The sequence below is a fragment of the Streptomyces sp. NBC_01428 genome (assembly GCF_036231965.1).
Classification (GTDB): domain Bacteria; phylum Actinomycetota; class Actinomycetes; order Streptomycetales; family Streptomycetaceae; genus Streptomyces.
Genome location: NZ_CP109499.1, coordinates 5635244 through 5653559, shown reverse-complemented (window position 1 = coordinate 5653559; position 18316 = coordinate 5635244). Strand labels below are relative to the sequence as shown.

Annotated in this window: 15 protein-coding genes and 1 other RNA gene; 7 read left to right on the top strand and 9 right to left on the bottom strand. The window is 70.4% G+C overall.

Annotated elements, in window-relative coordinates:
• The first annotated feature begins 67 nt into the window (after nucleotides 1-67).
• The 6 genes from OG406_RS24470 to OG406_RS24445 all read left to right on the top strand — a co-directional run bounded on the left by OG406_RS24470 (nucleotide 68) and on the right by OG406_RS24445 (nucleotide 7893).
• A complete protein-coding gene (locus tag OG406_RS24470) occupies nucleotides 68-1417 on the top strand; it encodes an MFS transporter (RefSeq protein WP_329187773.1) in 1350 nt (449 codons plus the stop codon).
• A gap of 120 nt (nucleotides 1418-1537) precedes the next feature.
• Nucleotides 1538-2830, top strand: a complete 1293-nt coding sequence (locus OG406_RS24465; RefSeq protein WP_327409684.1) for an extracellular solute-binding protein — start codon at nucleotides 1538-1540, stop codon at nucleotides 2828-2830.
• Entirely contained in the window at nucleotides 2827-3795 is a 969-nt protein-coding gene (locus tag OG406_RS24460) for a carbohydrate ABC transporter permease (RefSeq protein WP_164374970.1), read from the top strand. The genes OG406_RS24465 and OG406_RS24460 overlap by 4 nt, the downstream gene beginning before the upstream one ends.
• Complete coding sequence (locus OG406_RS24455; protein ID WP_164374971.1) at nucleotides 3792-4613, top strand: carbohydrate ABC transporter permease; 822 nt, start codon at nucleotides 3792-3794, stop codon at nucleotides 4611-4613. Before OG406_RS24460 ends, OG406_RS24455 begins: the two co-directional genes overlap by 4 nt.
• An 11-nt stretch (nucleotides 4614-4624) precedes the next feature.
• Nucleotides 4625-6880, top strand: a complete 2256-nt coding sequence (gene yicI / locus OG406_RS24450) for an alpha-xylosidase (protein ID WP_164374972.1) — start codon at nucleotides 4625-4627, stop codon at nucleotides 6878-6880.
• Nucleotides 6880-7893 (top strand): LacI family DNA-binding transcriptional regulator, encoded by a 1014-nt coding sequence (locus tag OG406_RS24445; RefSeq protein ID WP_203661572.1) that lies wholly within the window; start codon nucleotides 6880-6882, stop codon nucleotides 7891-7893. The genes yicI and OG406_RS24445 overlap by 1 nt, the downstream gene beginning before the upstream one ends.
• A 179-nt stretch (nucleotides 7894-8072) precedes the next feature.
• On the opposite strand, the gene ssrA is transcribed toward OG406_RS24445, so the two are convergent.
• The 5 genes from ssrA to ftsE all read right to left on the bottom strand — a co-directional run bounded on the left by ssrA (nucleotide 8073) and on the right by ftsE (nucleotide 12105).
• Nucleotides 8073-8461: a transfer-messenger RNA gene (gene ssrA, locus OG406_RS24440) on the bottom strand.
• A gap of 154 nt (nucleotides 8462-8615) precedes the next feature.
• Nucleotides 8616-9161: an SsrA-binding protein SmpB gene (gene smpB / locus OG406_RS24435; protein ID WP_081217580.1), complete on the bottom strand. Its 546-nt coding sequence runs from the start codon at nucleotides 9159-9161 to the stop codon at nucleotides 8616-8618.
• A 69-nt stretch (nucleotides 9162-9230) separates the two neighbouring features.
• Complete coding sequence (locus OG406_RS24430) at nucleotides 9231-10397, bottom strand: S41 family peptidase (RefSeq protein ID WP_329187767.1); 1167 nt, start codon at nucleotides 10395-10397, stop codon at nucleotides 9231-9233.
• Nucleotides 10398-10464: 67 nt separating this feature from the next.
• On the bottom strand, nucleotides 10465-11382 hold the full coding sequence (gene ftsX / locus OG406_RS24425; protein WP_164374974.1) for a permease-like cell division protein FtsX: 918 nt from the start codon (nucleotides 11380-11382) through the stop codon (nucleotides 10465-10467).
• Between the two features lie 33 nt (nucleotides 11383-11415).
• Nucleotides 11416-12105: a cell division ATP-binding protein FtsE gene (ftsE, locus tag OG406_RS24420; RefSeq protein ID WP_164374975.1), complete on the bottom strand. Its 690-nt coding sequence runs from the start codon at nucleotides 12103-12105 to the stop codon at nucleotides 11416-11418.
• A 323-nt stretch (nucleotides 12106-12428) separates the two neighbouring features.
• On the opposite strand from ftsE, the gene OG406_RS24415 reads away from it, so the two are divergent.
• Entirely contained in the window at nucleotides 12429-12620 is a 192-nt protein-coding gene (locus OG406_RS24415) for a hypothetical protein (protein ID WP_081217590.1), read from the top strand.
• Nucleotides 12621-12721: 101 nt separating this feature from the next.
• Here the strand turns inward: OG406_RS24415 and OG406_RS24410 are convergent, their stop codons facing one another.
• The 4 genes from OG406_RS24410 to OG406_RS24395 all read right to left on the bottom strand — a co-directional run bounded on the left by OG406_RS24410 (nucleotide 12722) and on the right by OG406_RS24395 (nucleotide 18014).
• On the bottom strand, nucleotides 12722-13312 hold the full coding sequence (locus tag OG406_RS24410) for a hypothetical protein (RefSeq protein ID WP_329187763.1): 591 nt from the start codon (nucleotides 13310-13312) through the stop codon (nucleotides 12722-12724).
• Between the two features lie 339 nt (nucleotides 13313-13651).
• On the bottom strand, nucleotides 13652-14758 hold the full coding sequence (gene prfB / locus OG406_RS24405; protein WP_081217594.1) for a peptide chain release factor 2: 1107 nt from the start codon (nucleotides 14756-14758) through the stop codon (nucleotides 13652-13654).
• Nucleotides 14759-14954: 196 nt separating this feature from the next.
• On the bottom strand, nucleotides 14955-16208 hold the full coding sequence (locus OG406_RS24400; RefSeq protein WP_266614179.1) for a serine/threonine-protein kinase: 1254 nt from the start codon (nucleotides 16206-16208) through the stop codon (nucleotides 14955-14957).
• 105 nt (nucleotides 16209-16313) lie between these two features.
• On the bottom strand, nucleotides 16314-18014 hold the full coding sequence (locus tag OG406_RS24395) for a serine/threonine-protein kinase (RefSeq protein WP_266848172.1): 1701 nt from the start codon (nucleotides 18012-18014) through the stop codon (nucleotides 16314-16316).
• Nucleotides 18015-18316: the final 302 nt, after the last annotated feature.

Genomic DNA, 18316 nt, shown 5'->3' with positions numbered 1-18316 from the left:
CCAGGTGCGTCAATCGCCACGGAACAGGTGTTGGACCGCCCGCGGAGTGCCGGGCGAGGGTTGCCGCATGTCACCCCTCACTCCCTACCGCCGGCTGTTCGCGCGCCCGGGCACCCGCGCCTTCACCCTCGGCAACCTCGTCGCACGGCTGCCCATGGGCATGTTCGGCGTGAGCGCCGTGGTCATGATCGCGAGTGCTCGGGGCTCGTACGCGCTCGCGGGCGCGGTCACCGCCACCGGCCTGGTGGCGACGGCGGTGGTCGCTCCGTGGACCGCGCGCCTGGTGGACCGGCACGGGCAGGCCCGGGTGGCGGTGCCCACGACGGCCTGCGCGCTGCTCGGCGGGATCGGTCTCGTGCTGTGCGTGCGGTTCGGCGCTCCGGACTGGACGCTGTTCGCCGCGTACGCCGCGACGGCCACCACCCCGAACACCGGCGGCATGTCCCGGGCGCGCTGGGCCCACCTGCTCGCGGACGACCCGGCGGCCCTGCACACGGCGAACTCCTTCGAACAGGCCGCTGACGAGCTGTGCTTCATGCTCGGTCCGGTGCTCGCGGCCTTCCTGTCCGGGACGCTGTTCCCGGAGGCGGGCATGCTCGTGGCGTCGGTCCTGCTGATGACGGGTGTCCTGCTGTTCGCGGCCCAGCGGTCGACGGAGCCGCCGCTCCGGCCGCGGACGGTGTCCCGGTCGCCCGTGCGCGCGCCCGGGATGCCCCCGCTGTTGTTCACCTTCCTCGCGACGGGCGCGGTGTTCGGGGCCATGGAGGTGGTGACGATCGCGTTCGCGGACGAGCGGGGGCACCGGTCCGCGGCGGGTGCGGTGCTCGCGCTCCAGGCGGCGGGGTCGTGCGCGGCGGGGCTGTTGTACGGCTCCGTGGGGGTGGGCGGGGGCGCTCCCGCGTCGCTCGCCGAACGGCGCTTCGCGCGCTGTGTCGCCGCCATGGCCGTCCTGCTGACGCTGCCGCTGTTCGCCGTCGTGCTGACGGGTTCGCTGCCGCTGCTCGCGGGCGCGTTGCTGGTGGCGGGCATGGCGACCGCTCCGACGATGGTGACCGGGATGACGCTGGTCCAGCGGCGCACGCCCGAGGGGCGGTTGAACGAGGGCATGACCCTTGCGGTGACCGGCCTGCTCGGCGGGATGGCCGCCGGTTCGGCGGCCGGGGGCTGGGTGGTGGAGCACGTGTCCCCCGAGGCGGGGTACGGGGTTCCGGTCCTGGCGGCGACGCTCGCGTTCACGGTGGCCGCGCGGGGCGTGCGGCCGGGTGCCCCTCGGCGGATCCCGGCCGCCGCCGGCCTCGACGTGACGCGGCGGGGGCCACGGACGGAGCCCGGGGACCGGAGCGCGGGCATCCGTGCCACGGCCGCCGTGCCGTCCGACCCGTCGAACCCGTGCGCCAATTCCCGCGCAGCCCATTGACGGGTCCTCCTCCCCCACCTACCTTCCCCCGTCGAAGCGCTTCGACGTCACGCATCGAAACGATTCGACAATCGCCGCGTGACGCTCCCGATACCCATCCAACTCCCCTGGAGGCAGTGGATGTTGACGAAAAGAAGGCGTGCGGCGGTGGCCGCCGTGGCCCTGGCGGGCGCCCTGCTGGCCACGTCGTGCGGCAGCTCGGACAGCGGCTCCTCGGACGGCCGGACCCTGCGGCTGTGGCACTACGAAGGGCCGGACAGTGCGATGGGGGTGGCCTGGAAGGAGGCCATCAAGGAGTTCGAGGCGCAGCACCCGGGCGTGAAGGTGAAGTTCGAGGAGAAGGGCTTCGAGCAGATCCAGAAGACGGCGCCCATGGTCCTCAACTCGAACGACGCGCCGGACCTGATGGAGTACAACAAGGGCAACGCGACCGCGGGCCTGCTGTCGAAGCAGGGGCTGCTCACCGATCTCACGCCCGAGGTGACCCGGCGCGGCTGGGACAAGAAGCTCACCGGCGGGGTGCGGACCATCAGCCGGTACGACGCCAACGGCGTGATGGGCTCGGGCAAGTGGTACGGCGTGCCCGACTACGCCGAGTACACGATGGTCTTCTACAACAAGGACCTCTTCAAGAAGTACGGGATCGCGCGGCCCACCTCGGTCGACGAGCTCACCGCGGCGATGGACACGTTCGTGAAGAAGGGCATCACCCCGCTCGCCAACGCGGGCGCCGAGTACGTCGCCCAGCAGTACCTCTATCAGCTGGCTCTCTCCAAGGCCGACCGTTCCTGGGTCGACCGCTACGAGCTGTACAAGGGCCGCACCGACTTCCACGACGCGGCCTGGACGTACGCGGCCGAGACCTTCGCCGACTGGGTGAAGAAGGGGTACATCGGCAAGAAGTCCACGGGTCTCAAGGCCGAGGACGCCGGAGTCTCCTTCATCCAGGGGAAGAACCCGATCCTGTTCAGCGGGAGTTGGTGGTACGGCCGCTTCAAGGCGGAGAACAAGTTCGACTGGGGCACCTTCCTGTGGCCCGGGAGCGACCTCACCCTCGGCTCCGGCGGCAACCTGTGGGTCGTCCCCAAGGGCGCGAAGAACAAGGAACTCGCCTACGACTTCATCGACATCACCCTGTCGAAGAAGATCCAGAACCTGCTGGGCAACCAGGGCGGTGTCCCGGTGGCGGCCGACCCGGCCGCCGTGACCGACCCGCGCGCCAAGTCGCTGATCGCCGACTTCAACTCCCTGTCCGGCAAGGACGGTCTCGCCTTCTATCCGGACTGGCCCGTCGCCGGTTTCTACGACGTCCTGGTCTCGGAGACGCAGAAGCTGATCACCGGGAGCGAGAAGCCGGACGACTACCTGTCGGCGTTGCAGAAGGCGTACGACAAGGGCGTACCGAAGACATGACGGCCACCGTCGAGCGGAGTGTCCGGGTGGCGCGCGGGCGGCGCGGTGGAGCGTCGCGCCCGCGCCGCCCGGGCTCCTCCTACGCCCTCTTCCTCGTCCCTGGGTTCGCCGGGTTCCTCGTGGTGGTCGTCGCGCCGTTCCTGATGAACACCGGGGTGAGCTTCACCGACTGGCAAGGGGTGGGCACCCCGCACTTCACGGGGCTCGCCAACTACCGGGAGCTGATGGGCGACGCGGAGTTCTGGGCGTCGTTCCGGCACAGCCTGTTCATGGTCGTCGCGATGGCCGTCGTACCGACCGCGCTCGGACTCGTGCTGGCGGCGGCCCTGTTCGACTTCGTCGGCAAGCATTTCGGGTCGCGGACGGCCTCCGTGCTGCGTGCCTGTTTCTATCTCCCGCAGGTCCTGCCGATCGCGGTCGCCGGCATCGTGTGGAGCTGGATCCTGGCGCCCGAGGACGGCTCGCTCAACGACCTGCTGAAGGCGGTCGGCCTCGGGTCCTGGCAGCAGGACTGGCTGGGCGATCCGGACATCGCGCTGTACAGCGTCATGGGCGTGATGGTGTGGGTGCAGATCGGCTTCCCGCTCGTCGTCTTCATGGCGGGCCTGCAGCGCGTGGACCCGCAGTTGTACGAGGCCGCCGAACTGGACGGCGCGGGCTGGTGGCGACGCTTCTGGCACATCACGCTGCCGCAGATCCGCCCGGAGATCTCCGTCGTGCTGCTGTGGTGCACGATCGCGGCGCTCAAGGTGTTCGGGGCGGTGTACGTGCTGACCAAGGGGGGTCCGGGCGGCGCCACCGACGTGCCGTCCTACTTCTCCTTCACGACGTTCTTCGAGAAGACCCAGGTCGGCTACGGCGCCGCGATCTCCACCGTCCTGACCGTCGTCATCCTGGCCCTCGCGCTGGTCGCGCTGGGGTTCCAGTCGCGGGCCGAGAACGCCGAGGAAGGGGGCGGCCGATGACCGCGCTGCGCAGGTATCCGGTGCTGCTGGCGCTCGTCGTCGGTGCCCTGTTCATGGTGCTGCCCTTCGTCGTCGTCGCGCTCAACGCGGTCAAGTCGCCCGCGGAGTACGCCGAGCACGGCCCGCTGAGCCTCCCGCACGGCCTCTACCTCGACGGCCTGAAGGACTTCTGGGAGCGCGTCGACTTCGGGCGCAAGCTCCTCAACTCGGTGCTGATCTCGGGCTCGGTGGCGGCGGGTGCCGCCGTGCTGTCCGTCCTGAACGCGTACGCGATCGGCATCGGGCGGATCAGGGGCCGCACCTGGGTGCTGGCGTTCTTCGTCCTCGCGAACACGCTGCCGCAGGAGGCGCTGGTCTACCCGGTGTACTACCTGAGCAAGCAGGCCGGCCTCTACGACACCCGGCTCAGCGTGATCATCGTGTTCACGGTGATCCAGGCGGCGTTCGGCACCTATCTCCTCTCCTCGGTGCTCGGGCGGTTCCCGCGCGAGATCATCGAGGCCGCCCGGATCGACGGGGCGAGCCGGTGGCAGGTGCTGTGGCGGATCGTGGTGCCGGTCAGCCGGCCGACGATCGGTGTGCTCCTCGTCTTCTTCTTCATCTGGACGTGGAACGAGTTCCTGCTGCCGCTGGTCATGCTGATCTCGAACGACAACCAGACGGTGTCGGTGGCCCTCGGTGTCCTCCAGGGGCAGCGTCTGATGGACGCCACCATGACGAACGCGGCCGCCCTGCTGGGCGTCCTGCCCGCCATCGTCTTCTTCCTCCTCTTCCAGCGGACCCTGACCCGCGGTATCGCCGTCGGCGCAGTCAAGTAAGGGGTACGACAGTGAAGTTCACGGACGGCTACTGGCTGCTGCGCGACGGTGTCACCGCCGCTCACCCGGTCGAGGTCCTCGACGTGACCGCTGGTCCGGACGGCCTGGAGATCCACGCACCCACGCAGCCCATCCGGCACCGCGGGGACCTGCTGAAGGGACCGGTCGTGACGATCAGCGCGCACGCGCCGATGCCCGACGTCATCGGCGTCACGTTCACCCACTTCCAGGGCGAGCGGTCGCGGGGGCCCCATTTCGAGGTACGGACGGGCGAGTTCGAGCCGCTGGTGGAGTACGACGACACGCACGCCACACTCACCGCGGGCGCGCTGTCCGTCCGGGTGGACCGCACCGCGCCCTGGCACGTCGACTTCCGCGCGAACGGCCGCACGCTCACCAGCAGCGGCCCCAAGGGCATGGGCATCATGCGGGACGCGGACGGCGCCCACTACCTGCGCGAGCAGCTGAACCTCGGGGTCGGCACCCAGGTCTTCGGCCTCGGCGAACGGTTCGGCCCCCTGGCCAAGAACGGCCAGGTCGTGGACATGTGGAACGCGGACGGCGGCACGGCCACCGAACAGGCCTACAAGAACGTGCCGTTCTATCTGACGGACGCGGGCTACGGCGTGTTCGTGGACCACCCGGGCCGGGTCTCCTTCGAGGTCGGCTCCGAGGCGGTCTCCCGGGTCCAGTTCAGCGCGGAGACCCAGCAGTTGACGTACTACGTCATCCACGGCCCGACGCCGAAGGACATCCTGCGCCGGTACACGGAGCTGACCGGCCGGCCGGCCCTCCCGCCGCCCTGGTCGTTCGGGCTGTGGCTCTCGACGTCGTTCACCACCTCCTACGACGAGGCGACCGTCACCTCCTTCATCGACGGCATGCGCGACCGTGAACTGCCGCTGTCCGTCTTCCACTTCGACTGCTTCTGGATGCGCGAGTTCAACTGGTGCGACTTCCGGTGGGACCCGCGGGTGTTCCCGGACCCGGAGGCGATGCTGGCGCGCCTGAAGGACAAGGGGCTGCGGATCAGCGTCTGGATCAACCCCTACATCGCCCAGCGCTCACCGCTGTTCGCGGAGGGCCGCGAACTCGGGCACCTGCTCCGCAGACCCGACGGGAGCGTCTGGCAGTGGGACCTGTGGCAGCCGGGCATGGCCCTGGTCGACTTCACCAGCGCGGGCGCCCGCGCGTGGTACGCCTCGAAACTGGAGGCGCTGCTCGCCCAGGGCGTCGACTGCTTCAAGACCGACTTCGGCGAACGGGTCCCGGTCGACGTGGCGTACGCCGACGGCGCCGACCCGGAGCGGATGCACAACTACTACACGTACCTCTACAACCGGACCGTGTTCGACGTGCTCCGCAAGCACCGGGGGGAGCACGAGGCCGTGGTCTTCGCCCGGTCGGCGACCGCGGGGAGCCAGCAGTTCCCGGTGCACTGGGGCGGCGACTGCGAGGCCACGTACGCGTCGATGGCCGAGTCCCTGCGCGGCGGGCTCAGCCTCGGCATGTCGGGGTTCGGGTTCTGGAGCCACGACATCGGCGGCTTCGAGGGGACGCCGTCGCCCGCGCTGTTCAAGCGGTGGATCGCGTTCGGGCTGCTGTCCTCGCACAGCCGTCTGCACGGTTCGTCGTCGTACCGGGTGCCGTGGCTCTTCGACGAGGAGGCCGTGGACGTGCTGCGGCTGTTCACCCGGCTCAAGCTCCGCCTCATGCCGTATCTGTACGGGGCCGCCCGCACCGCCCACACTGAGGGGGTGCCGATGATGCGGGCGATGGTCCTGGAGTTCCCGGACGATCCGGGGTGCGCGCATCTGGAGCGGCAGTACATGCTCGGCTCCGACCTGCTGGTCGCCCCGGTCTTCAGCGACGAGGGCGAGGTCACCTACTACGTCCCCGAGGGCGTCTGGACGCACCTCCTCACCGGCCGGACGGTGACCGGGCCGCGCTGGGTCCGCGAGCGGCACGACTTCACCAGCGTTCCGCTGCTCGTGCGGCCGGGCGCGGTGATCCCGGTGGGGTCGGTGGAGGACCGGCCCGACTACGACCACGCGGACGGGGTCACCCTGCACGCGTACCGGCCGGAGCGGGGCATGCGGGTGACCGTGCCGGTCGGCGGGGTGACCTTCACCGTCGTCCGCGAGGGGAACACCCTGCGCGCGTCCTGTTCGGATCCCGCTGCCCCCTGGGGGCTGGCCGTGGACGGGCGTGAGGTGCGGGCCGCCGCGGGCACCGGCTTCCTGTCCCTGGAGGTGGAGTCCGCCTGATGGTCAAGATCACCGATGTGGCCCGGCACGCCGGGGTCTCCCCCAGCACGGTCTCGTACGCGCTCAGCGGCAAACGGCCGATCTCCGAGGAGACCCGGCGCCGCGTCGAGGAGAGCATCCGCCGCCTCGGCTACCGGCCGCACGCGGGCGCCCGGGCCCTCGCGAGCAGCCGCTCGAACGTCCTGGCGCTGGTCGTGCCGCTGCGGGCGGGCATCCATGTGCCGGTCGTGATGCAGTTCGCGGTGTCGGTGGTGACGGAGGCACGGCGGCACGACCACGACGTGCTGCTGCTCACGCAGGAGGAGGGGGAGGAGGGGCTGCGCCGGGTCGCGGACACGGCGCTGGTGGACGCGCTGATCGTGATGGACGTCCAACTGCACGATCCCCGGCTGTCGTTGCTGCGGGCGCTGGACCGGCCGTCGGTGCTGATCGGCTTCCCGGCCGCGGCCGAGGGCCTGACCTGTATCGACCTGGACTTCAGGGCGGCCGGCGAACTCTGCGTGGAACGGCTCGCGGAGCTCGGGCACCGGGTCGTCGCCCTGGTCGGCTCGCCGCCCGAGGTGTACGTGCGGGGGACGGCGTTCGCGCAACGGGTCGTGGAGGGGTTCACGGCCGCCGCCGACCGGGCCGGCCTGGTGTCGTCCGTCCACCCCTGCGAGGCCTCCCCCGCCGCGGCACGCCGGATGGCCGAGCAACTCCTGCGGGAGCAACCAGGTCTGACGGGCGTGGTCGTCCACAACGAGCCCGTGCTGGAACCGTTGATCGACGCCTTCGCCCACCTCGGCCTGCGGGTGCCGGCCGATCTGTCGGTCACGGCGATCTGCCCGGACGAACTCGCCGAGAGCCTCCCCGTCCCGGTCACGTCCATCGCCATCCCGTCGGCGGAGGTGGGCGCACAGGCGGTCGAGCTGCTGATGCGGAAACTGGCGGGCACACCGGTCGCGGAGGCGACCTTGTTGGCACCTCGGCTGGTGGAGAGGGGGAGTACGGGGGTGCGGACGCCGACTCCCTGAAGCGGCACGTGAGGACGAACGCCGGAATGGTCAGTCCGTCTCGACCAGGTGGTCCACGTCGGACACGGGGAACGCGCCGTATCCGGAACGCTCGCCGTACTGACGACCGCGGACCCCGGACCGCGACATGACTCGGGCCCCGCCGCTCGAAAGCGACGGGGCCCGGGCCCACATGGGATGAGTGGAGATGGCGGGAATCGAACCCGCGTCCAACGGTGCAAAATCAGGGCTTCTCCGTGTGCAGTTCGCTGTGATTTTCTCAGCCCCGGCGATCACGCGAACAAGTCGCCGACGGGCTCAGTCACTGTTTGATTTCCCAGCGAACCCCGTGACCGGGCTCGATGGTTTAGTCCCCTAGATTATGCCAGGATCCGGGTCGGGAACACTCCCGGGCTGACACCCATTAAGGGTCCTTCACTCACTGCTTATTAGGCAGCGAGGGCGAAGGACTGGGAATCGCTCTTGGAATTGGCGATTATTTTTTGCGACATATGGTTAACGAGATCATTGCCGCTTCCTCGACACGCTTCCCCTGCTTCAACAGCCGCTGTCGAAACCGATCATCCCCATGTTGATTTATCAATGCGTCTCCGGTGGCCGCCTTAACCGACCAGCCTGTGACGCCCGGCCCTCCGAAGAGGAACCCACACCCACGGTGAGGTGCGGTGCCATCGTACGTGACCGACGCACGACGGTGCCAGCCTATTCCGGCGGAGCCGCTCTCACTGGCCGCGCTGCTTGCGCTTGGCCGCCGCGATCGCGCGGTCCGACTCGCGCCGGTCCTGCTTCTCGCGCAGGGTCTGCCGCTTGTCGTACTCCTTCTTGCCGCGGGCGAGCGCGATCTCCGCCTTCGCCCGGCCGTCCTTGAAGTACAGGGCGAGCGGAACGATCGTGTGACCCGTCTCCTGGGTCTTCGCCTCCAGCTTGTCGATCTCCTCGCGGTGCAGGAGGAGCTTCCGCTTGCGGCGGACGGTGTGGTTGGTCCAGGTGCCCTGGCTGTACTCCGGGATGTGGGCGTTGTGCAGCCACGCCTCGTTCCCGTCGATCTGGACGAAGCCGTCCGTCAGCGAGGCTCGCCCCTGCCGCAGCGACTTCACCTCGGTGCCGGTCAGGACGAGCCCGGCCTCGTAGGTGTCGACGATCGCGTAGTCGTGCCGTGCCTTCTTGTTCTGCGCGACGATCTTGCGCTTGCCGTCCTTGGCCTTGCCGGAGGCCTGGCCTCCCTGCTTGGGCTGGGACTCCTTCGGTACGTACATTCCCTTGCTCATAGTGCTGGCCATTTTCGCACTACCGGGGGCCTCGGGGGAAAGCCGATTACCGGGAGGGGGCCCGGCGCGTCACGAAGGGTCGCCCAGACCGCTCAGAACGGTCTCGGCCCGCTCCAGGGGCTTCTTGTCCGCCTCCAGGTCGGGCGTGATGCCCCGGCCGTCGACGGACCGGCCCGCCGGGGTGCGGTAGTGGCCGACGGTCAGCTCGGCGACGGAGCCGTCGGGCAGCCGGCTCGGCATCTGGACCGAGCCCTTCCCGAAGGTCCTGGACCCGACGACGACGGCGCGCCCGCGGTCCTGGAGGGCCCCGGTGAGCAGCTCGGCGGCGCTCATCGTGCCGCCGTCGACGAGGGTGACGAGGGGCCGGGCGGTGTCGCCGCCGGAATCGGCGTGCAGGGCGCGCTGGGCGCCGTTCACGTCGTACGTGGCGACGAGGCCGCCGTCGAGGAAGGCGGAGGCGGCGGTGACGGCCTCGGTGACCAGGCCTCCGGAGTTGCCGCGCAGGTCGAGGACGATCCCGCCGCCCCGGGGAGCCCGGTCGACGGCGGTCCGTACGGCGTGGCCCACCCCCTTGGTGAAGGCGGCGACCTTGATCACGGTGGCGTCGTCGGGGAGCCGGCCCACGGTCACGGAGTCCGTGGAGAGGGTGGCCCGGCGCAGGGTGCGGCTCCAGTTGCGCGAACCGCGCTCCAGGCCGAGGGAGACCTGGGTGCCGGCGTCGGCGTCGTCCGCCTCGCCGCGCAGTAAGGCGACGACCTCGGTGACGGGCCGGCCGTCCACCCGGGTGCCGTCGACGGAGCGCAGCAGGTCGCCCTCGTGGATGCCGGCCGCGGCGGCGGGCGAGCCGGAGGCGACCCGGGTGACCTCGATCCGTCCGTCCCGCTCACGGCGGGCCCAGAGGCCGACGCCGGTGTACCGGCCGTCGAGCGCTTCCTCGAACTCCTCGTACTCGCCCTGGGAGTAGACCGCGCCCCAGCGGTCGCCGCTGCGGCTGACGGCGCGTTCGGCGGCCTCCATGGGGGACTTGCCGTCGGCCATCGCCTCGGCGGCCGCCCGGGTGACGGTCTCCTGGTGGCGAGCCGGTGCCGGGCGGGGCCCGTCGCCCGCGGCCTTCGGCGCGCCGTCGGAGAAGGATCCGGTCGCCGCACCGGCGGCGAGGACGCTCGCGAACACCAACGTCAGGGCCGCCCCGCGGCACATGCGGCGGGGCTCGCAGAACGGGTCACGGCCTGACATGCCGGTGAGTCTAGGACAACGCGAAGGGCCGCACCGCCGGTTGACGGTACGGCCCTCTTGGCATGTGTCACACCTTCAGGTACTTGCGCAACGCGAAGAACGCGGCCAGCGCCGGCATCAGCAGGCTCGTCGCGAGGATGAGCGGCAGCTTGGTCAACACCGCGTCCCAGCCGATGAAGTTGATCAGGTTCAGCTTCTCGGACAGCGCGAGTCCGTGGTCGATGATGAAGTACCGGGCGATCAGCAGGAACCCGCAGGCGACACCGCCGCCGATGAGTCCGGCGACCGCGGCCTCCGCGATGAACGGCGCCTGGATGTAGAAGCCGGAGGCGCCGACGAGGCGCATGATGCCGGTCTCGCGGCGCCGGCTGAACGCCGAGACGCGGACGGTGTTGACGATCAGCATCAGCGCGACGACGAGCATCATCGCCATCACCGCGCGCGCGGCCCAGTTCATACCGTTGAGGAGCCCGAAGAGGTTGTCCAGGATGCCCTTCTGGTCCTGCACGGACTGCACGCCGTCCCGGCCGTCGAAGGCGGTGGCGATGACCTGGTACTTCTCCGGGTCCTGGAGCTTGATCCGGTACGACTCCTGCATCTGGTCCGGCGTGAGGCTGCTGGCCAGCGGGGAGTCGCCGAACTGCTCCTTGTAGTGCTTGTACGCCTGGTCCGAGGACTCGTACGCGACCTTCTGGACGACGGTCATCTTGTCCAGGTCGGCGAGGATCTGCTTCTTCTGGTCGGCGGTCACCGCGCCCTTGGCGCAGTTGGGGTCGGACTCGGCGTCGCTCTTGTTGCAGAGGAAGATCGAGACGTTGACCTTGTCGTACCAGTAGCCCTTCATGGTGTTCACCTGGTCGCTCATCAGGAGCGACCCGCCGAACAGGGCGAGCGAGAGGGCGACCGAGACGACGACCGCGAAGGTCATGGTCAGGTTGCGGCGGAGACCGACACCGATCTCCGACAGAACGAACTGCGCGCGCATGGCGTCTTCCTCAGACCTTTCCGTGGTCGATGATCAGTGCTGGTAGCCGTAGACGCCGCGTGCCTGGTCGCGGACGAGTCGGCCCTGCTCCAGCTCGATGACGCGCTTGCGCATCTGGTCCACGATGTTCTGGTCGTGGGTCGCCATCACCACGGTGGTGCCCGTCCGGTTGATCCGGTCGAGCAGCTTCATGATGCCGACGGAGGTCTGCGGGTCGAGGTTTCCGGTCGGCTCGTCCGCGATGAGGAGCTTGGGCCGGTTCACGAAGGCTCTCGCGATGGCCACACGCTGCTGCTCACCGCCGGACAGCTCGCCGGGCATCCGGTCCTCCTTGCCGCCCAGGCCGACGAGGTCGAGCACCTGGGGCACGGACTTGCGGATCTCGCCGCGGGACTTGCCGATGACCTCCTGGGCGAAGGCCACGTTCTCGGCGACCGTCTTGTTGGGCAGGAGACGGAAGTCCTGGAACACGGTCCCCAGCTGGCGGCGCATCTGCGGCACCTTCCAGTTGGAGATGCGCGCGAGGTCCTTGCCCAGGACGTGCACCTGACCGTGGCTGCACCGCTCCTCGCGGAGGACCAGTCGCAGGAAGGTGGACTTTCCGGAGCCGGAGGAGCCCACGAGGAACACGAATTCTCCGCGCTCGACCTCCAGGGAGACATCCCTGAGGGCGGGGCGGGTCTGCTTGGGGTAGACCTTGGAGACGTTGTCGAATCGGATCACGGATGCACCACGGGTCGCCGGGGGTAGGTGTGCGTGACCATACGCGAACCGGGTGTGCGAGCGCAGTCGGCGTACGGGGTTGCGCGCGGCTTGCACTTTTTGTCACGGATCTGAGGTCCGATTCTCCCTTGATCTCTCCGGATCTTTCCTCGATCCGAGCGGCTGGCGGACTTCTCGGCGGGGCAGGATAAGGCGAGCCGCGCCGAAATCCGCGGAACCTGGCACAGTGGAAGGGGAACGGTTGCGTTCCCCGCAGCGTTAAGAGAGCGACGCGCCCGCAGGAGTCGGTGCGGCGCGGAAGACAGCGCAAGGAGGGCCGGCGCATGACGTACGACCGACTGGTGTGCGCTAACTGTGCGGGGCCTGTCAGCGAGGGCCGCTGCCGCGTCTGCCGCGCGAACCGCGAGCGGCTCCAGCAGGAGAGCCCCTTCGCGGGCATGAACCCGATGGCACTGATCGCCCTGCTCGCGGTGCTGGTCGCCGCGCTGGCACTGGTGGCCCACCAGACCGTCTGAGCCTCTCGCGGCCGATCACGGCCCGAGGGCGATGACCTGCCCCTGACATGACGAAGGGCCCGGAGCGAGGTGCTCCGGGCCCTTCGTGGTGCGCGTGCGCGTCAGGCTGCGGTGGTGCCGCGGCCGCCCGCGAGACGCGGGAGCATCCGGAAGCCGATGCCGCCGGCGATCATCGTGGCGGCGCCGATCAGCAGGAAGGTCGTCTGGCCCGCACCGGTCTCGGCCAGCTCGCCGTCGTTCTTGCCCTGCGGGGCGGTGTCCGAGCCGGTGTCGGTGAGGGCGGAGGAGCCCTCGTCCTGGGCGGAGGAGCCGCCGTCGGGGTCGGCGTCGTTACCGCCGGTGCCCGAGCCGCCGCCCTGGGTCGGGGTCGAGGTCGGGTCCTCGGTCGGCTCGGTCGGCTCGTCGGTCGGCTGAGTGGGCTCCTCGGTGGGCTCCGTGGGCTCCTCGGTGGGCTCGGTGGGCTCCTCCGTGGGCTGGGTCGGCTCCTCGGTGGGCTCGGTGGGCTCACCGGTCGGCTCGGTCGGGATGCCCGTGTCGGTCGGAGTGGGCGTCGGGTCGTCGGCGGTGGTCGCGCCGATGCCGACATTCAGGTCGAGCGCCGAAGCGGCACCCGCAGCGGTGAGCGAAGCACCGGCGGCAATCACCGCACCGGCGGCTATCCGCGCCACGCGGATCCGCGTCTTCTTGGTCATCTGCCTGCTACCCCCAGTAGCTGATCGTCAGTGGAGCAGCGCCCGGGGCCACGGCGTCACAGGTGGCCTCTCTCGGCCCCCCGGTTCACATGCGCCCCAGAGATACGCATGCCACGCGTCACCCTTCCCAGTTTTCACAGCAACGTCAAGGTCGTTGCGTACGCGATGTCCGGAAGGGCGCCATTTGCCTGTCGTGAGGACATGTGACTGTGACGTAAAACCCAGAGAACCCCCACAACAAAGGCAACTGCCGTCCGGTGGACGGCAGTTGCCTTGTCGACAAAGCGGCCGCCGCAGCGGGTCGGGAATTCCCGTCCCCGGCGCGGCCGTTCGCGCGGGTTACTTCTCCTGCTGCTTGCGCCAGCGAATTCCGGCCTCCAGGAAGCCGTCGATCTCGCCACCGAACACGGCCTCGGGGTTGCCGACTTCGAACTCGGTGCGGAGGTCCTTGACCATCTGGTACGGGTGCAGGACGTACGAACGCATCTGGTTGCCCCAGGAGTTGCCGCCGTCGCCCTTGAGGGCGTCCATCCTGGCCTGCTCCTCCTGGCGGCGCCGCTCCAGCAGCTTGGCCTGCAGCACGTTCATCGCCGAGGCCTTGTTCTGGATCTGCGACCGCTCGTTCTGGCAGGAGACGACGATGCCGGTGGGCAGGTGGGTCAGGCGCACCGCGGAGTCCGTGGTGTTGACGCCCTGGCCGCCCGGACCGGACGAGCGGTACACGTCGATGCGCAGTTCCGACTCGTCGATCTCGATGTGGTCGGTCTGCTCGACGACGGGCAGGATCTCGACACCGGCGAACGAGGTCTGGCGACGCCCCTGGTTGTCGAAGGGAGAGATGCGCACGAGACGGTGGGTGCCCTGCTCGACGGAGAGCGTGCCGTAGGCGTACGGGACGTGGACGGCGAAGGTGGTGGACTTGATGCCCGCCTCTTCCGCGTACGAGGTCTCGTACAGCTCCGTCTTGTAGCCGTGGCGCTCCGCCCAGCGCAGGTACATGCGCTGGAGCTTCTCGGCGAAGTCGGAGGCGTCGACGCCGCCGGCCTCGGCGCGGATGGTGACGACGGCCTCGCGGGAGTCGTACTCGCCGGACAGGAGGGTGCGGACCTCCATCTCGTCCAGCGCCTTCTTGACGGCCGTGAGCTCGGTCTCGGCCTCGGCGCGGGTGTCCGGGTCGTCCTCCTCCTCGGCCATCTCGAAGAGCACACTCAGATCGTCGATGCGTCCGCGGAGCGCCTCGGCCTTCCTGACCTCCGCCTGGAGGTGGCTCAGCTTGCTGGTGATCTTCTGCGCCTCGTCGGGGTCGTCCCACAGGGACGGCGCGGCCGCCTGCTCCTCGAGCACGGCGACATCTGCCCTCAGCTTGTCGAGGTCCAGGACGGCCTCGATCGACTCCATGGTCGAGGAGAGGGACTTGAGCTCTTCGGATACATCGACGACTGCCACGCCTCCAGCGTAACGGCTACGACAACCGGGCCCGCCCTCGTCCCCCGGGGGTCCAGCCGGTCCGGCGATCGAGGGCGAGGCCGTCCGGGCCGAAGCGGGGGTCCGGGGGCGCAGCCCTCAGGGACGGGACGGGTGGGGGCGGAGGGGGGCGAAAGGCTCCCGCCCGGGGTCTCACACCCGGGGCCTCACACCGGGTTCACGGGGACGACGGGGCCGAGTTCTTGGTGTCCTGGGGGTTCGCGCCGGCGTCGTCGCCGGAGGTCGCGAGCCAGGTGCCGACCCCCACCGCGGCGACGAGCGCGACCGCCGCGGCCCCCAGCGTGATCCGCCGCCGCCGGGCGGAGGCACGGTGCCGTGCGGACCCGGGCCTGGGGGCGCCGGCGGCCCGGGGCGCCCGCGCGGTGCCGCGGGCGCCGCCGGCCAGTTCGTCGGGCGCCGGCACCCGCATCGAGGTGTGGGTGTCGCGGTTCGAGTCGGGCGCGGCCCCCGGCACCAGCGGCACGGCCCCGCGCCGCACCCGCTCCGCGGCGGGCTCCGCCGGCTCCGCGCTCTCGTCGTTCTCCTGGCGCTCCTCGTCCGCCTCCTCGCCCTCCGCGTCCGGCGAGTCCACGTCCAGCGGCGGCATCCCGGCCAGCAGCGGCAGCTGCTCCCGGAGCCGGGCTCCCAGCTCGGAAGCGCGCAGCCGGGAGGCGGGCGCCTTGGCGAGGCACTGCACGATGAGCTGCCACAGCTCGTCCGGGATGCCGGGGAGCGGGACGACGGTCTCCGTGACGTGGCGGCGCAGGACGGCGCCGGGATGGCCGCCGCCGAAGGGCGTGAACCCGGCGAGCAGCTCGTAGAGCACGGTGGCCAGGGCGTAGATGTCGACGGCGGCGCGCGGCGGCAGTCCCTCGATGATCTCGGGGGCCAGGTAGTCCGGGGTGCCGATGATCTTCGTGGCCCGGGTGCGGCGCGGGGAGTCGATGAGCTTGGCCACACCGAAGTCGGTGAGGAGGGCGGGGTGGGATCCGCCCGGGCCGAGCGGACCCTGCATGTCGAGCAGGACGTTCTCGGGCTTCACGTCGCGGTGGACGACACCGGCGGCGTGCGCGGCGGCCAGCCCGTCGGCGACGTCGGCGACGATCGCGACGGCCGACTCGGGGGCGAGCCTGCGCTCCCGGTCGAGCCGGGTGCGCAGGTCGGTGCCGCGGACGAGGTCCATGACGAGGGCGAGGTCGTTGCCGTCGACGACCAGGTCACGGACCGCCACCACGTGGGGGTCGTCGAGACCGAGCAGGGCGGTGCGCTCCTGCACGAAGCGCCCCACGAGCTCCTGGTCGGACGCCAGGTCCTCGCGCAGCAGCTTGATGGCGACGGGACCCTCGGGTCCCTCGCCCAGCCACACCGTGCCGGCGCTCCCCCGCCCCAGGATCTGGTTCGCGGTGTACCGGCTGCCGATCTTGCGTGCCAAGACTGCTCCTACAGACGCGTGTTGTCGCTAAAAGTACGCGTCCGAGGAGCCAACCTTCACTCCCGAGGCGGAAATCACCCGTCAGATATCGACAAATCCACAGGGTCAGTTGCCCGAGGAGCCGCTTCCGCCGAGGTCGCCGACCCATCCGCTGACCGTGTCGAACCAGTCGCTGAGCTGGGCCCAGTAGCCCTTCGTGCTGCCGATCCAGTCCTGGAGGGGGCTGAACTCCCACACCAGCCAGCCGGCCACGAAGAGGATGACGATGGTGAACAGACAGCCCTTCAGGCAGCCGAGCCCCGGGATCTTCATGGGGTTGGCGCTGCGCTGACGGGGTTCACGCGCGGGACGCGGCGCGGGCTGCTGCGGCTCGGCGTAGCGCTGCGGCTGGGGCTGCTGCTGGGGAGCCGGGGCGTAGCGCTGCGGCTGCTGTTGCTGGTGACGCGGCGCGTACTGCTGCGGGTCCTGCTGCTGCGGGTAGCCGTAGCCCTGCTGCTGCTGCTGCCGGCCGCGCTGCGGTCGCTGCTGCTGGGGTTGCTGGGGCTGCTGCTGCGGCCGGGCCACCTGTCGCTGGGGACGGCGGCGCAGCGGGTCCTCGTTCGGGTCGAGGTACTGGACCTGCGTCTGGTCGTTGCGGTCGCGGGCCGCGCGGAGCTGGTTCTGCCAGGGGTGCGGGTCCTCTCCCTGGCCGCCGCCCGGCTGGTTCGGGGGCACGGGCGGCAGGACCGCGGTCGGGTCGGCCGCGCCGCGGGTCGGCAGGACGGAGGTGGGGTCGGCGTCGCCGGAGGTGTGCGGCAGCACGCTGGTGGCGCCGTACGGGTCGTAGGAGCCCGCGTTGTGCGGGAGCACCTGCGTGGGGTCGGCGGCACCCGGCATGTTCGGGACGGTCGCCGGGGACGGGTCGGGCGCGAGGAGGGCGCCCACGCCGTCGGCCGCGGCGATCTGCGCGGGGGTCGCGTGCACGCCGACGCCCGCGGCGACGGCCCGCAGTCCGCGCGCGAGGTTCTCGGCGCTGGGCCGCTCGTCCGGGTTCTTGCGCAGGCAGCGCTCTATGACCGTCCACAGCGGGTCCGGGACGGTCGAGGGGCGGCGCGGTTCGGCGCTGAGGTGCTGGTGCAGCACTTCGAGGGCGGACCCGCCGGAGAACGGCGGGCGGCCGGTGACCAGCTCGTACAGCAGGATGCCCGCGCCGTAGATGTCGACGGCGGACGTCTGCGGGCGTCCTTCGGCGGACTCCGGCGCGACGTACGCGGGCGTGCCGACGAACTCGTGGGTGCGGGTCAGGCCCGGGGAGTCGGCGAGGCGGGCGATGCCGAAGTCGGTGAGCATCGGGTGCATCCCGCCGGCGTCCTGCTTGAGCAGGACGTTCGCCGGCTTCAGGTCGCGGTGCACGACGCCGTCGGCATGGCTGGCGGCGAGCGCGTCGGCGACCTGGGCCGTCAGCAGGGAGGCGGCGACGGGCGAGAACGGCCCGTTCTCGCGCAGGTAGCGGTGCAGGTCGGGTCCGTCGACCAGGTCCATGACGAGCGCGAGCAGGTCGCCCTCGACGACGAGGTCCCGTACGCGCACGATGTTGGGGTGGGTCAGGCGCAGCAGCACCGACCGCTCGCGCAGGAACCGCATCACGATGTCGGCGTCGCTGGCGAGCTCCTCCTTCAGGACCTTGATCGCCACGGTCTCGCCGGGCTGGCCCGCGACGGCGGCCTCGGCGCCCGCGGTCTCCCGCTGGCTGGCGCGCCAGACCGTGCCTGTGGCGCCGCGCCCCAGCGGCTCCTCAAGGAGGTACTTGCTCCCTACCGGCCGCACGTCATGCGCTCCCTGTTGCTTGCTTGCCTGGTCCGTCCACCGTGGTCACCGTGGTACAGGTTTCCGACCCACTGTAGTGCCGCCTTCCCGGGCACCGGGCTGCTCTCGTCGTGTGCTTGCCCATAGGTCCCCCGCGCGCCTGTGGTCTGCATAAGCGCATACGTGCGGCTACCCGTGCATGTTCGATGGAAAGACGCTCGGTCCGGTCGCTTGGTTGCCGGAAGCCGGACGTGACCGATCTCAAGCGGACACCCGCCGGCTACCGGTCAGGCACTTTTACGGGCAGAGCCGACCAATCAAGA